The sequence below is a fragment of the Methylophaga sp. genome, assembly GCF_009711715.1.
In the GTDB taxonomy this organism is placed as follows: Bacteria; Pseudomonadota; Gammaproteobacteria; order Nitrosococcales; family Methylophagaceae; genus Methylophaga.
The window spans coordinates 79,065-92,386 of record NZ_VENF01000007.1 but is presented as its reverse complement, the minus strand read 5'-3'; the positions used below and the strand labels follow the sequence as shown (position 1 = coordinate 92,386).

Genomic DNA, 13,322 nt, shown 5'->3' with positions numbered 1-13,322 from the left:
GGTTTGTTGGTATAAAAGCTCAGCCTGATGGCCAATAGTCTTTCGCTGCTCGCCTTCCATAGTTACTCAATCCCTGAAGTAAGGATGCAGGATAGCATTATTTTTAATGCTTTTGCCCTGAGTCTGGCTGCAAGCATTTTGCAGTCCAAACCGGATATGAGTTCTCAAATATCATTGCGCAAACTCAGGTCATCAGGATAAGGCTGCAGGTAAGCCTGACGGTTGATGTAAGGGTCGGGGTGATTATTGAAATGGTGCTTGAGCAGGGTCATCGGCACAATCAGTGGCACCTGGGCGGTACGGTACTGTTCGATAATTTTTCCCAGCTCGGCTTTTTCGCGGCTGCTGATTTTTTTCTTCAGGTAGCCCTGCAGATGCATCATCACATTGGTATGCGTTTTTCGTGAAGCCAGCTTGCACAGAGTCGCCATTAATTCAGCGAAATAACGCGCGCCCAGCGCTTCAGGGTCATGATTGCCGGCATCAGCCAGCATCCGTCCCAGTTCAGCATATTTTTTCGGCGAATGGGCCATCAGGCAGTATTTATAGCGGGCATGAAAGTCGAGAATGCGTTTGGCAGTCAGCCCCTCTTTTTGCAGTGCCTGCCAGTTGGCATAGGCAAACACCCGGGTGATGAAGTTTTCACGCAGTATCGGATCACAAAGTCGGCCGGATTCTTCTACCGGCAGTAGCGGATGTTTATCGATAAAGGCCTGCGCATACAGGCCGCGGCCCGGCAACTGTGAGGGATAGCCATTATCCTGGTATACCTTGACCCGGAATACACCACAGCTGGGTGAGTTTTTCATAAAGATATAGCCGGACAGATCATCGTGCTCATCTGCCTTGCTGTGCCCGAAAGCCGTCAGCGCCTGCGTGAAGTCCTGACTTTCATCATTCACTGCCACTGCACGCGGATTGTCGACATTGCCTACCAGCCGGATCGGCTTGCGGGGCACGCCCATACCGATGCCCATTTCAGGACACTCGGGCACAAACTCAAAATAACGTGACAGGCTGTCGGTTGCCAGTCGCAGGTGCTTATGTGAGCCGTCATAGCGCACGGCCTCGCCCAGCAGACAGCTGCTGATACCGACTTTGATTTTCATCTGACTCGACGGTTCCGGGTGGTATTGGTCATTCATCATAACATCGTGCAAACTTTGACTGATAACTGTGTTCTTATAGCTCAGACACTCAACAAACGGACAAATTATGAACTATTTGATTACCGGTGGTACCGGTCTCATTGGCAGCAAAATCTGTCAGAAGTTGCAGGCAGCCGGGCATACCGTGATTGTTCTGAGTCGCAGTCGTGACAAAGTCCACCGCCGTTGCGGTCTGTCTGCGGTTGCCGTTACCAGTCTGGACGACATTGGGCATAACGAGCAGGTGGATGCGATCATCAATCTCGCCGGCGCCCCCATCGCTGATGCCCGCTGGACAGAAAGACGCAAAAAAGTATTGCTGGACAGCCGGATGAAGCTCACTGAGGAGCTGGTTAATTGGGTGGCAAAACGTCAGCAAAGGCCGGAATGTCTTATCAGTGGCTCGGCAATTGGCTGGTATGGTGATCAGGGTGACATGGCACTGACTGAACAAAGTGGTTTCAGAGACGAGTTTGCTCACCAGTTGTGTGACAAATGGGAACAGGCCGCGCTGAAAGCCCAGGAGTTTGGCGTCAGGGTCTGCCTGGTGCGAACCGGTCTCGTTATCGCGCCACGGGCAGGATTCCTGCAACGGATGCTGCTGCCATTCAAGCTGGGACTGGGTGGTCCGATCAGCGATGGCAAACAGTTTATGTCCTGGATACACCTGGAAGATATCAGCAACCTGTTTATTTTCCTCAGCAAACAGCAGGAACTGGCAGGAGTTTTCAACGGCACCTCGCCAGCACCGGTCACCAATGCCGAATTCAGCCAGACACTCGCACAGAATCTTCACAGACCGGCATTTATGATGGTTCCTGCCTGTGTATTGAAGCTGGCTTTAGGAGAAATGTCTGAGTTATTGCTGGGCGGTCAGCGTGTGCTGCCGGAAAAAGCCCGCGCGGCCGGCTTTGAGTTTCAATATACTGATCTGAAATCAGCACTGGGAGAAGTGCTGCAATAAGCGAGACGGAGTAGCATGACTAAACGCGCAGTATTACTGGCCAATCTGGGCTCACCTGATGCCCCCGAAACCAATCCGGTACGACAATACCTTAATCAATTTCTGATGGATCCTTACGTGATCCAGTTACCCTGGGCCCTGAGAAGGCTGATTGTCAGCCTGTTCGTGCTGCCCAGCCGGCCCAAGGATTCTGCTGCGGCCTATCGCAGTGTCTGGACCGATAAGGGCTCCCCACTCATCGTTCTGTCTGAACGTCTTAAACAAGCCGTTGAACAGCAGATCGATTTGCCGATTGCCATGGCAATGCGTTACGGCAATCCCAGCATTGAGCAGCAACTGCTGAGCCTTTGTGAGGATAAATCGGTCGAGGAAATCCTCTACATCCCGCTCTATCCGCACTTCGCCGACAGTACGATTACCACCTCGGTGGAAGAAGCCAAGCGCGTGATTCGCGAGCACGAGCTTAATATCACACTCAAAGTGATCGATCCGTTTTATCAACATCCGGGTTATATCGATGCGCTGGTAGAGAGTGCGCAGCCCTATCTGGAACAGCACTACGATCATCTGGTTTTCAGTTATCACGGGCTACCGGAATCACATATCACCAAGCTGGATACCAGCGGCAGCCACTGCCTCAAACAGGAAAACTGCTGCCAGACACCACACCCGGCACACAAAACCTGCTACCGGCACCAGGTCATGCGCACCACAGAATGTTTTGCCAGGCAGGCCGGATTGCCGGTGGACAGTTATTCGGTGGCTTTTCAGTCACGACTGGGTCGAGCCAAATGGTTGGGCCCCAATACCGAAGACCGACTGGTTGAGCTGGCAGCCGAAGGCGCCAAAAATGTACTGGTGATTTGTCCGGCTTTCGTGACCGATTGCCTGGAGACACTGGAAGAAATCGCGATTCGCGGGGAAGAAATGTTCAAAGAAGCAGGCGGTGAGTCGCTTACATTAATTCCCTGCATGAACGATCATCCCGCCTGGGTAAGTTTGCTGGCTGACTGGTGTCAGCAATAATCAGACACGGCCGATAAGCGGCTGGCGCACGACCTGGCTGGTGTATTCACCGCCGGGTCCATAGGCGCCGGTTTCCGGGTCACGGCCACGCAGAATACTCAGCGCCCGTACCAGATGCTGGCGGTTCACGTTGACGATACCACCATTAATTTGATTACTGTCACGGCAGATTCTGGCCGCTTCACGCAGTTGCTCCAGCAGTTGCCTTACCGGTGCCGCTTCCTGTTCCGGATGATTGGCAATAAATGCCTCCAGGCCGGACTTGCCGCCGGGAAATCCTGCCGCTTTGAGCAAATGTTCGCGCTGACGTCCCAGCTGTTCCAGCTGCACAACGTGAGGTTGTTTTTGTTGGGTGAGCACAGAAATCTGCGCCAGGTCGGCCGCTTTCAGGGCCTCTCGTTCCTGCTTAAGCAGTTGCGCCAGTTGAACACTATGGTTGAGTTCGGATTGCAACATTGAAGTCAGTTGCTGCAGCGCATTCATCGACATGAGGGTGTTCCTTAGTTATAGATCTCCCTCAAAATCAATCATTTTTCGTGCCAGTTCCTGACTGTCGATCTGATAGGAACCATCTTCAATAGCCTGCTTAATGGACTCGACCTTGGCCGTATCAACCACCGGTACGTCAGCCAGACTCTGCTCCAGCTGCGATAAAGTGTCACTCAGGCTCACTTTATCCACCGGGTTTTGCGCAGGTGATATCGAAGAACCGCTAAGGTCCTTGTTCTCAGCCACATTACGAGTCGAATTAAAATCCGGCTGCAATGGCGGCTTTATATTATTTATTTCAGCCATTTATGCTGTCTCCAAATACTTTCTGACTCTGTTGTCGACCGTTTTAGAAAAAACTTGAGTGTTTTTCTCAGTTGTCTGAATTTTGACGCTACATAGTCACTTTGACAATTCCGGGGGAATGAACAATCCCTTCCACCACCCGCTCTGACGAGCTGTTTTTCACTTTGACTTTGTCACCGACACTGGCGTCCTCAAGTGCAGTACCATTCATTCTTACTTCCATACTGCCAGCCGCTGCAACCAGGACAATCTGCTCACCTCGGCGCACCACTTTTTCCTGTTTGAGGCCCCTTGAAGGGATCACTGAACCGACTGGGAGAGGGTAACGCAGCTGTTGACCTTCGATCTGTGCAGTGGATTCCAAAAAGCCCTGTCGCAATTCGGCAATATCCATCACCTGCATACGCACATCCGCTGACGACAAGGTGGTATGCGGTGCCAGTGGTTTGGCGGCCACCACAACCGGCTTCATCACTTTGACCTTAACCGGCACATACACGGTCCATTCCGTGGCAGCCGGACACTTCACGCCAATTGTACGGCTCCCCACCGTGTTAGCGGCAGAGTTGGAAAAAGTCTGCAATGCTTTCTCACACTGCTGTAGCCGTAGCCGGTTATCCAGAGACTCGACCAGCACTTGCGGACTGTTGTAACTGAGCTGGGCATCGTTCAATGCATGCACATAGGCAGCCTGCTCAATTGCCACAATTGGCTGTAAATTGTCAGCCCGAGCTGTATGTGTCAAAAAAACGACGCATAAACCGATTATAATCAAACGTAATGTCATGGCGGGCATCCTCTGGAGCCTGAACAAGATGATAGCTTGTCATCTGCAAGGACCATGCCCGGAAAATAATCAAGTCCGTGGCTTGTTCGCCGATAGCTTCAATATCCAGGCCATTTATGATTCAGCATATGTGAACAAGAAAGGCCCTCAGTGAAGGAGTATGCATGAGCAGTATGATTGACGGTGTGGACCAACGCACCAACCTGGCTGGCACCAACCGACTGGAGCTATTGTTATTTCGGCTGGGTGGCGTGCAGTTATACGGTATCAATGTGTTTAAAGTGCGTGAGGCTATTCCCTGTCCGGCACTCACCAAAATGCCCAACTCTCATCCTGTTATCAAAGGGATGGCCTCCATACGCGGCAAGACAGTCAGCATTGTCGATTTATCGCAAAGTATTGGTCGCCGCAGTGTCGAGGATCCGCAGAACAATTTTGTCATTCTGACCGAGTACAACCGTACTGTGCAGGGCTTTCTGGTCAGTGCCGTGGATCGCATCGTCAATATCAGCTGGTCTGATGTGATGGCGCCACCTGCAGCCTCAGGCACAAACAATTATATGACTGCGATCACCCGGCTTGACGATCAACTGATACAGATCATTGATGTCGAGCAGGTGCTGGCCGAAGTAATGGGTATCAATACCGAGGTCTCCTCAGATATTGCCGAAGAGGTGATTGAAAATAACTCGGCACAGCGTAAGCATATTCTGGTGGCAGATGATTCCAGTGTCGCACGGAACCAAATTAAACGTACCCTGGATCAGATTGGTGTGGAATCAACCATCGCCAAGAACGGCCGTGAAGCACTTCAGATTCTGCAGAACTGGACCCGGCAGGGCATGGATGTCAGCCAGCATATCTCATTACTTATCTCCGATATTGAGATGCCGGAGATGGACGGATATACGCTGACTTCGGAAATCCGCAAGGACCCGACACTCAAAGATTTACAGATACTGCTGCATACTTCAATGAGCGGCAATTTCAACGAAGCGCTGGTACAGAAAGTCGGCGCGGATCACTTCCTGCCCAAGTTCTCTGCCGATGAACTGGCAACTGCCGTTAAATCGCTGATTGAATGATCAAAAAAGGGCTCCCGCAGGAGCCCTTAATTTTGTCATCAGCAGCAAAATTACTGATTCGGTCCAAAGCCGCTCATATCAGGTGGCATCGGAATTACCTGAGAACGCTCAGTCACGATATCGTCCTTGGCGCGCATCAGGTTGGTGCCGACAAAACCACTGACCCGATATACCCAGGGTGCCAGGCGTTTATTCAAGGCCTCGACTTCAGCCCGCACTTCATCCGGTTTTTTGGTCACATCCAGTTCCTGAATGTCTTTCGGTGCCGGTTGAATCGCAGCGGGGTCAAAGGCTGCGCTTAAAGTGGTGAAATAAAAGCCGTCTACAAACGAGGTTTTGGCGGTCACCACCAGACCATCAAAGGTGGTAAATTCCGCCGTGACGACATCGGCATCACCACGGTCGAACTCAGTCACCGGTTTCACATCTTCCAGACGCATCTGGTGCAGTGAACCGGCGATATCGTAGCCCAGCTGCGGATATTTGAAGACAGTCTTGTCACCCGACTGGGGTGTACCGAATTTGTCTTTTTTACCCAAATTGACCAGTACCGCAGAATTGCCGTTGGGCTGAGTGATCTCGACGCGGGCTATACGCTCACGGGCGAGATTGATAATTTCACTCTGAATCCAGTTGAGCATCACCGGGTTAATCTGCAGATAGCCCTCAGCCAGCCAGCTTTCTTGTTCACCGGCACGGCGAACATAAAACTGTTTGGGGCCGGCAGCCATCGTGACTTCCCGCTGTTCCCCCAGAATCAGACCGGCAACAGATTCTTCACCATCCAGCAGGCTGATTTTGAGCGACTCACCGCCGGGCACTTCCGGATTAGGGCCCTCGACACCCAGCACAGCGTATTTTTCCGGATCACTGGTTTTGCGTTCGAGGATCCTGGCTTCAGACAGATCGATCAGCATCCGTTTCACTTCATCGAAGTTGGCCGGGTAATTGTAGTACTCGGGCAAGTACCAGTCCTCATCCTCGCGCTGCAGTGTGAAATTACCCTCACCACTGGCAAAACGAATGTGATCAACATCACTGAGCTGTTCGAACAAGTCAGGAAACAGCAGTCCGTACTCATCTTTATTGTCTTCCGCCCGGTAGATGGTGACCAGCATCAGCAGCACCATCAACACGGTGATGATGAACAGGACAGTCAGACTATTGCGTTTTTTTATCATCATTTTCAACCTAATTTGTGCTATCGACTTAACAGGTTCAACCCTTACTGCTGGCTACGAGCCTTGTTACGTTTGCGGATTCGCATCCACCCTGTGAACACGGCAAGCAAGGCCACCAGAATAGGTACCAGGCCGATGTTGAAAAACTTCAGTTGCGTGTCCAGCTGGTCGATATCCTTACGCAGGTTGGACTGAACCTGACGCAGTTGCTGCTCGGTCTTGTTCGCAGTCAGACGGAATTCGGCAATTTCTTTCTGCTGTTCCGGCGTCAGGATCTGTTCACCACTGCCACTGCGCTGCACCTGCATACGGGCAATGCGCTGCTGGGTTTCTTTCAGCTTGTTCTGCAGCTCACGCTCCTTGGTACGGAAACGTTTCTCAGCCTCACGCTGCAACGCAATGACTTTGTGGAAAGGCCGGGTAAAGCCAGCCCGTGAACGGACACTGATCAGCCCTTCGCTACCGGTCAAGTCCTCAATACTGTTGATCAGGAAATCAATATTATTCGAGGTGGTGAAAGCCAGCTGCTCACCATAAAAGTCCTGAGTCTGTACCCAGAAGCGGTCATCCAGCATGTCGACATCCGCCACCGCGATGACATCAATGCCCTGTTTGGCAGTGTCGAGATGACCCGGCATTTTCTTGATTTCACCGGTTTTGCTCTTGGCACCGTCCGGGAAGGCGGTCTTAACCTCGCCATTAACCCTGACCGCGTAAGGATAGCTCAAAGTACCGGGCTGATATTTGGTGAGCAACGCCACCGGATCATTGCGGAACTGAACCACGCGCTTGTCGACCAGCATGGCTTCATCACTGGAAGAGACCAGTGTGGTCACCTCAGTGGACTTGTCATCCAGGATCTTGAAATAACCCGGCGTCGCCACATTGATACGGTTCAGTGCTGAAGTAATGCGCTTATCGGTATTGAAATTGTTTTCATCAAGCGATTGCCACAATACATAGTCAATCGGCTGATGGTCGGTTCTGGCACCGAAGTCGACCTTGGTCGCTGTTTTGCGGTCAGCTACCACGTCAGCACTGGCACGCTCAATGCCCCAGGCCTTAAACAGCTCATCCATGTTGGAGCTGCGTGAAGCCAGCATCGCTGCCATCGGGTTATCCGGATCTTTTTCCGGTTCATCCAGTTCGGCATAGGGATCGACATAGCTCACCAGCTTGCCGCCCGCCAGCACATACTGATCAATCGCGTAAAGCGTGGTGTCTTCAAAGTCTTTTGGATGAACTACCACCAGCACATCAATGCTGGACGGGATACGGCGGATATCCTTGGGCAGCATGGTGACATTAAACATTTCACGCAGCTCGTTCATCATTGCCCAGGGTTTGGCACCATCGGGAGACGCCACCTCGCCTTTCATCGGGTCGTACTGCTCACCGTCGACCTGCAGTGAACTGATCACACCGACCGTTTTACGGTCCTGATTGGAGAGTTTGTAGATCAGCTTGGTCAGGTCGTATTCCAGCGTGTCTTCTTTTTCAGGCTGGAAGAAAGGAATGGTCTCCATCCCGTCCAGCAGATTGGTGCCGGCCAGGCCGAAATAGAGCGGATCCGGCTCACCTTCGATCGGAACCGATTGCAGCCCATATTGCTTGGCACGCTGCTCTTCATCAGAAAACGGCTGCGGATTCATGACATAGAGGCGAATCATGCCGTTGGAGGCACGCTGATATTCCTGCAACAGTTCCTGTACCCGCTGCGCATAAGCTTTGAGACTGGGCAGCGCCTGGGCTGTCTTGTCAGTGTAGTAGAAGCGCAGTGTCACTGGTTCCTCAATCGATTCCAGCACATTGAGTGAACCTTCCGACAGGGTATAGAGATTATCTTCAGTCAAATCCACGCGGGCAGATTTGAAATTGCCGTTCACTACGATGTTGAAGGCAATGAAAAGAATAATGGCCAGAAGCAGACCGGTGGTTGATAAGAGTTGTTTATTCATCGTCGTTTTCTCTCCTAGTCGGCCTTACGCGCATTCACAATCAGCGCATTGGCGAACAGCCAGATGGCAATCAAAGAGATGAAATAGAGCATGTCGCGCAAGTCTATGACTCCCTTACTGATAGCATCAAAATGCGTCAGGAAACTGAACGAACTGATGACATCCACCAGCGTTTGCGGTGCCCAGCCGGCAAAGAAGTCGATAACGATACCGAAACCGGCGAGTACGAATATCAGGCTGATAACCAGGCTGATAACAAAAGCAATCACCTGGTTTTTGGTAATCGCAGAGATGCAGGAGCCAATCGCCAGAAAACCACCGGCCATTAAAAGACTGCCAAGGAAGCTGGCGAGGATAACGCCGTTATCCGGGTTACCCAGGTAATTCACCGTAATCCACAACGGAAAATTAAGCAGCAATGCCAGTCCGGTAAAAGCCCAGGCTGCGAAGAACTTACCCAGCACCGCTTCAAACACCGACACCGGCAGTGTCATCAGCAGTTCGATCGAGCCACTCTTGCGCTCCTCGGCCCACAGACGCATAGAAATCGCCGGTATCAGCAGGATATAAAGCCAGGGATGCAGTGAGAAAAAGGGATACAGATCGGCTTCGCCGCGTTCGAAAAAGTTACCGACGTAGAAGGTCGAGAAACCGGTCAGCAACAGGAAAATAATAATAAAAACGTAAGCCACCGGCGTCGCGAAGTAGCCGTTGAACTCACGCTTCATAATGAACCAGATATTTTGCATCTTCATTATTTGCTTGACTCCGCGTTAGGCAGGGTAATACTCCGGAAAACCTCATCAAGACGGCCGTGTTCGGCATGCAGTGCATCGATATCCCAACCGTTGCTGCGAATGCGCTCCGATAGCTCGGCTGTAATCTGACGGCCTTCTGTCGGATAAACTCGGAATCCATCACTACCGCTCAGTTGTTCCACATTGGCGACAAAGTCCAATGAACTGAGGAAGGTTTCAAACGCCTGTTGCTCGATATTGGCCACATTGACGCAGACCGCATTGTAGTAACGGGATCTGGATTCCAGTTCCTGCGGTGTACCGTCAAAACGAATCTTGCCGTTGGCAATGACGACATTCCGGGTACACAAGGCGTGCACTTCTTCAAGGATGTGAGTCGATATGATAATGGCCTTGTCTTCAGCCATTTCGTTGATGAGGGTGCGGACTTCGTGTTTCTGGTTCGGATCCAGACCATCGGTCGGTTCATCAAGAATCAGCACCGGGGGATTATGCAGAATGGATTGGGCCAGACCGACACGGCGCTTGTAGCCTTTCGATAAGGTCTCAATCGGCTGGAACATGACGTTGGTAATCCGGGCACGCTCTGCCGCTGAAGCAACGGCACGTTTCCTGTCTGCGCCCTTGATACCGCGGATTTCGGCGATAAAGTGCAGAAAACTGTCCGGGGTCATATCAGCATAGGCCGGCGCCCCTTCCGGCAAATAGCCCAGATGCGCCTTCACCGATATTGGATCTTTCAGCACATCATAACCACAGACTCTGACAGTGCCTCTGGTGGGTGCCAGGAATCCGGTTATCATTTTCATGGTGGTGGATTTACCGGCCCCGTTTGGCCCCAGAAACCCTAAAACTTCGCCCTTGCTGACGGAAAATGACACGCCATCAACGGCCTTAATCGCGCCAAAGTATTTGGCCAGATCATCGATCTCGATTCTCAATGTCATACCTAAAGCGTCCCCCGCTTCTGAAACATTTTTGCAAACCCGACATATTCTGGTGTCTGTCAGCCTAAGTCAAGTTTGAATTCGGCCCGAAAGACCCCATTGTTTTAGCCAGTGTTAACGCATAAGCTGATCCTGACCACATCAACAAAGAGTTTGCCATGGCCCTGAAAAGCTTCATCCAAAAATTTCGTGATTTAGGCTGGACTGTCAGCGACAGCTTTGCCGACACCACGACCCGCAGACAAATTTTCAAAGCTGGCGGTGTCGTTATCGGCACCATCGCTGTGATTATGCTGCTACTGATGTTGTGGTGGAACATGACACCTGCGCCGTTCAACCCGGTTGAGCATGCCCGCCAGACAGCCAAGCTGGAACAACAGGCCATGGTGATCGGGTATACCTCGACCGAGACCACTATTGAACTGGCCCAGACCCTGCTGGACAAACCGGGGGGCTACCTTTCAAACGATGTCATGCCGCCATCCGTGTGGATGGACAATATTCCCAACTGGGAGTTCGGCGTGTTGGTGCAAATACGGGATTTTACCCGCGCGCTGCGTAACGACATCAGCCGCAGCCAGTCGCAGTCGCGTGAGGATCCGGATCTCGCTGAAGCTGAACCACAGTTCAATTTCAACTCCGACTCCTGGTTATTTCCACCCAGTGAACGCGAATACCGTGCCGCTATAAAAGCTTTGCAATCCTACCGGGCCCGCCTGAGCAATACCGGCAATGATGAAGCACAGTTTTTCGCACGCGCTGATAATCTGGCGGCCTGGCTGGCCATTGTCGAAAAACGCCTGGGCAGCCTATCGCAGCAACTCAGTGCCAGCGTCGGCCAGGTGCGTGTCAATACCGATCTGGCGGGTGACAGTGATGCTGTGCAATCCACCCCGGTTGCCAGTGAAGTCGTGACCAAAACGTCCTGGTATGAGATTGATGATGTGTTTTTTGAGGCGCGCGGCGCCGCTTATGCCCTAATCCATCTGCTAAAGGCGGCTGAGCATGACTTTGCCGATATTCTCAGAAAGAAAAACGCCCTGGTCAGCCTGCGTCAGATTATCCGTGAACTCGAAGCCACCCAAAAAACGGTCTGGAGTCCGGTCATTCTTAACGGTAGCGGCTTCGGGCTGTTTGCGAATCATTCGCTGGTTATGGCGTCCTATATTTCGCGTGCCAATGCGGGCATCATTGATCTCCGCCGGCTGATGAGCGAAGGCTAATCGCCATGCAGCAATCGCTTGGCTATAGGTTATTTGCCATAGCCAAACGGCAAATGACCTATTTTAAATAAGGTTTTTCGTCCTATATTCAATCTATAGAGCACTGGATTTACCAGTAACTGTCATTCAGATGTGATGGAGGAAAACCATGTCACAACGAGGTATAAAAGCAGCTGCCCTGGCAGCCCTGTTGATGCTGCCATTCGCAGCGACGGCGGAAGAAGCCCCTTACACCGTCAGCAACAGTCATGAGCTGGATGCTGAAACCTATCAGGGTTTCAAGCTTTACCGTAACTGGTGCGCCCGCTGTCATGGCACTTACGGTCAGGGCATGGTCGGCCCTAACCTGGCTGAGAGTCTCAACGTTATCAGTAAAGACGAATTTTTCAGCGTCGTTGAAAATGGTAAGACCGGCACTATCGGCAGCATGCCGGCCTGGTCGTCCAACCCGCAGGTCATGACAGGCCGGGAACAGCTTTATCGCTATCTCAAAGCCCGTGCCGATGGTGCCATCGGCGAAGTCAAACCCAAAAAAGCCAAGTAAATAAAAAACGGGCTGCATGGCAGCCCGTTTTTTCTCCGGTTTTAGTCTCTGACAGCATCCGGATGGAATAACTGCTGCCCCTGGATTCGGAAATCACGAATAATTTTCTGGCCTTCAGGCCCTGACACAAAATCGATGTACTTTTTCGCCAGCTCATAATTAACGTGGTCATGTTTAGCCGGATTCACCGCCATAATGTGATAAGGGTTAAACATGACCTCATCTCCTTCAAACAGCACTGTCAGATTCATCTTGTCGGCATAGGCGATCTGGGTTCCGCGATCGGCCAGCGCATAGGCGCCTTTTTCATCAGCGATTTTCAGTACTGCGCCCATCCCCTGCCCGGCGGCGATATACCAGCTGCCAGAAGGCTTAATGCCGGCATTGTCCCACAGGGCTTTTTCTTTTTTGTGAGTCCCGGAGTCATCGCCACGGGAGACAAACTCGACCTGGGCATTGGCGATGCGAATAAAGACACCCGCGGCATTTTCGGCCTGAGCAATATTCGCCGGGTCCGAGGCCGGGCCGACAATCACATAGTCGTTATGCATTACCGCAGTACGGTCAACAAAATCGCCGGCCTGCACATATTTGAGCTCTGCCTCCGGTGCATGCACAAAAACGATATCGACATCGCCGTTACTACCAATTTTCAGCGCCTTACCGGTACCGACAGCAATCACATCCACCTGAGCGCTGTGCTGCTTTTCGAACGCCGGGTTTAATACTGCCAGCAGTCCCGAGTTATCGGTACTGGTCGTTGTCGACATTTTCAGATGCTCGACAGCCATGGCCGTGCTGCTCACGAAAGCCAGCAGGCCCAGTCCTAACCATAGTCTGAATTTCACTATCCACCTCCTATTCGAATTTTTATCGCTAATTTATACACTGCTTAGCACAAGCGCA

The 13,322-nt window shown here is 51.8% G+C and carries 14 protein-coding genes; 5 read left to right on the top strand and 9 right to left on the bottom strand.

Features of this window, described 5'->3' with window-relative positions; all coding sequences use genetic code 11:
* Window positions 1-164: 164 nt before the first annotated feature.
* Complete coding sequence (locus FH755_RS05890) at window positions 165-1,109, bottom strand: DUF523 and DUF1722 domain-containing protein (RefSeq protein WP_292439624.1); 945 nt, start codon at window positions 1,107-1,109, stop codon at window positions 165-167.
* A 106-nt stretch (window positions 1,110-1,215) separates the two neighbouring features.
* Between FH755_RS05890 and FH755_RS05885 the strand changes: the two genes are divergently transcribed.
* Both FH755_RS05885 and hemH read left to right on the top strand, forming a co-directional pair.
* Complete coding sequence (locus tag FH755_RS05885; protein WP_292439570.1) at window positions 1,216-2,112, top strand: TIGR01777 family oxidoreductase; 897 nt, start codon at window positions 1,216-1,218, stop codon at window positions 2,110-2,112.
* Window positions 2,113-2,127: 15 nt separating this feature from the next.
* Complete coding sequence (gene hemH, locus FH755_RS05880; RefSeq protein ID WP_292439568.1) at window positions 2,128-3,138, top strand: ferrochelatase; 1,011 nt, start codon at window positions 2,128-2,130, stop codon at window positions 3,136-3,138.
* Here the strand turns inward: hemH and FH755_RS05875 are convergent, their stop codons facing one another.
* From FH755_RS05875 to flgA, 3 genes are all read right to left on the bottom strand, one after another.
* Window positions 3,139-3,627 carry a flagella synthesis protein FlgN gene (locus FH755_RS05875; RefSeq protein WP_292439566.1) on the bottom strand — a complete coding sequence of 163 codons (489 nt, stop codon included), beginning with the start codon at window positions 3,625-3,627 and terminating at the stop codon, window positions 3,139-3,141.
* Between the two features lie 15 nt (window positions 3,628-3,642).
* A complete protein-coding gene (flgM, locus tag FH755_RS05870) occupies window positions 3,643-3,933 on the bottom strand; it encodes a flagellar biosynthesis anti-sigma factor FlgM (RefSeq protein WP_292439564.1) in 291 nt (96 codons plus the stop codon).
* 88 nt (window positions 3,934-4,021) lie between these two features.
* A complete protein-coding gene (gene flgA, locus FH755_RS05865; RefSeq protein WP_292439562.1) occupies window positions 4,022-4,639 on the bottom strand; it encodes a flagellar basal body P-ring formation chaperone FlgA in 618 nt (205 codons plus the stop codon).
* A gap of 245 nt (window positions 4,640-4,884) precedes the next feature.
* Between flgA and FH755_RS05860 the strand changes: the two genes are divergently transcribed.
* Entirely contained in the window at window positions 4,885-5,805 is a 921-nt protein-coding gene (locus FH755_RS05860) for a chemotaxis protein CheV (protein ID WP_292439560.1), read from the top strand.
* 50 nt (window positions 5,806-5,855) lie between these two features.
* Here FH755_RS05860 and FH755_RS05855 read toward each other — a convergent pair whose 3' ends face one another.
* The 4 genes from FH755_RS05855 to FH755_RS05840 are packed head-to-tail and all read right to left on the bottom strand — an operon-like array spanning window position 5,856 to window position 10,649.
* Window positions 5,856-6,989, bottom strand: coding sequence for a DUF4340 domain-containing protein (locus FH755_RS05855; RefSeq protein ID WP_292439557.1), 1,134 nt, complete (start codon window positions 6,987-6,989; stop codon window positions 5,856-5,858).
* A 41-nt stretch (window positions 6,990-7,030) separates the two neighbouring features.
* Window positions 7,031-8,944: a Gldg family protein gene (locus tag FH755_RS05850; RefSeq protein ID WP_292439556.1), complete on the bottom strand. Its 1,914-nt coding sequence runs from the start codon at window positions 8,942-8,944 to the stop codon at window positions 7,031-7,033.
* A gap of 14 nt (window positions 8,945-8,958) precedes the next feature.
* Window positions 8,959-9,699, bottom strand: a complete 741-nt coding sequence (locus FH755_RS05845) for an ABC transporter permease subunit (RefSeq protein ID WP_292439554.1) — start codon at window positions 9,697-9,699, stop codon at window positions 8,959-8,961.
* Window positions 9,699-10,649, bottom strand: a complete 951-nt coding sequence (locus tag FH755_RS05840) for an ATP-binding cassette domain-containing protein (protein WP_292439552.1) — start codon at window positions 10,647-10,649, stop codon at window positions 9,699-9,701. Before FH755_RS05840 ends, FH755_RS05845 begins: the two co-directional genes overlap by 1 nt.
* Window positions 10,650-10,807: 158 nt before the next feature.
* On the opposite strand from FH755_RS05840, the gene FH755_RS05835 reads away from it, so the two are divergent.
* Complete coding sequence (locus tag FH755_RS05835) at window positions 10,808-11,872, top strand: DUF2333 family protein (protein ID WP_292439550.1); 1,065 nt, start codon at window positions 10,808-10,810, stop codon at window positions 11,870-11,872.
* A gap of 148 nt (window positions 11,873-12,020) precedes the next feature.
* Entirely contained in the window at window positions 12,021-12,416 is a 396-nt protein-coding gene (locus tag FH755_RS05830; RefSeq protein ID WP_292439548.1) for a cytochrome c, read from the top strand.
* 41 nt (window positions 12,417-12,457) lie between these two features.
* Here FH755_RS05830 and FH755_RS05825 read toward each other — a convergent pair whose 3' ends face one another.
* On the bottom strand, window positions 12,458-13,264 hold the full coding sequence (locus FH755_RS05825) for a substrate-binding domain-containing protein (RefSeq protein ID WP_292439546.1): 807 nt from the start codon (window positions 13,262-13,264) through the stop codon (window positions 12,458-12,460).
* Window positions 13,265-13,322 lie beyond the last annotated feature (58 nt).

Excerpts from the sequence above, each read along its gene's own strand:
- FH755_RS05840 (WP_292439552.1), bottom strand. The coding sequence starts at position 10,649 with ATGACATTGAGAATCGAGATCGATGATCTGGCCAAATACTTTGGCGCG.
- FH755_RS05875 (WP_292439566.1), bottom strand. The coding sequence starts at position 3,627 with ATGTCGATGAATGCGCTGCAGCAACTGACTTCAATGTTGCAATCCGAA.
- FH755_RS05855 (WP_292439557.1), bottom strand. The coding sequence starts at position 6,989 with ATGATGATAAAAAAACGCAATAGTCTGACTGTCCTGTTCATCATCACC.
- FH755_RS05835 (WP_292439550.1), top strand. The coding sequence starts at position 10,808 with ATGGCCCTGAAAAGCTTCATCCAAAAATTTCGTGATTTAGGCTGGACT.
- FH755_RS05845 (WP_292439554.1), bottom strand. The coding sequence starts at position 9,699 with ATGAAGATGCAAAATATCTGGTTCATTATGAAGCGTGAGTTCAACGGC.
- FH755_RS05830 (WP_292439548.1), top strand. The coding sequence starts at position 12,021 with ATGTCACAACGAGGTATAAAAGCAGCTGCCCTGGCAGCCCTGTTGATG.
- FH755_RS05860 (WP_292439560.1), top strand. The coding sequence starts at position 4,885 with ATGAGCAGTATGATTGACGGTGTGGACCAACGCACCAACCTGGCTGGC.
- FH755_RS05850 (WP_292439556.1), bottom strand. The coding sequence starts at position 8,944 with ATGAATAAACAACTCTTATCAACCACCGGTCTGCTTCTGGCCATTATT.
- hemH (WP_292439568.1), top strand. The coding sequence starts at position 2,128 with ATGACTAAACGCGCAGTATTACTGGCCAATCTGGGCTCACCTGATGCC.
- flgM (WP_292439564.1), bottom strand. The coding sequence starts at position 3,933 with ATGGCTGAAATAAATAATATAAAGCCGCCATTGCAGCCGGATTTTAAT.
- FH755_RS05885 (WP_292439570.1), top strand. The coding sequence starts at position 1,216 with ATGAACTATTTGATTACCGGTGGTACCGGTCTCATTGGCAGCAAAATC.
- FH755_RS05890 (WP_292439624.1), bottom strand. The coding sequence starts at position 1,109 with ATGAAAATCAAAGTCGGTATCAGCAGCTGTCTGCTGGGCGAGGCCGTG.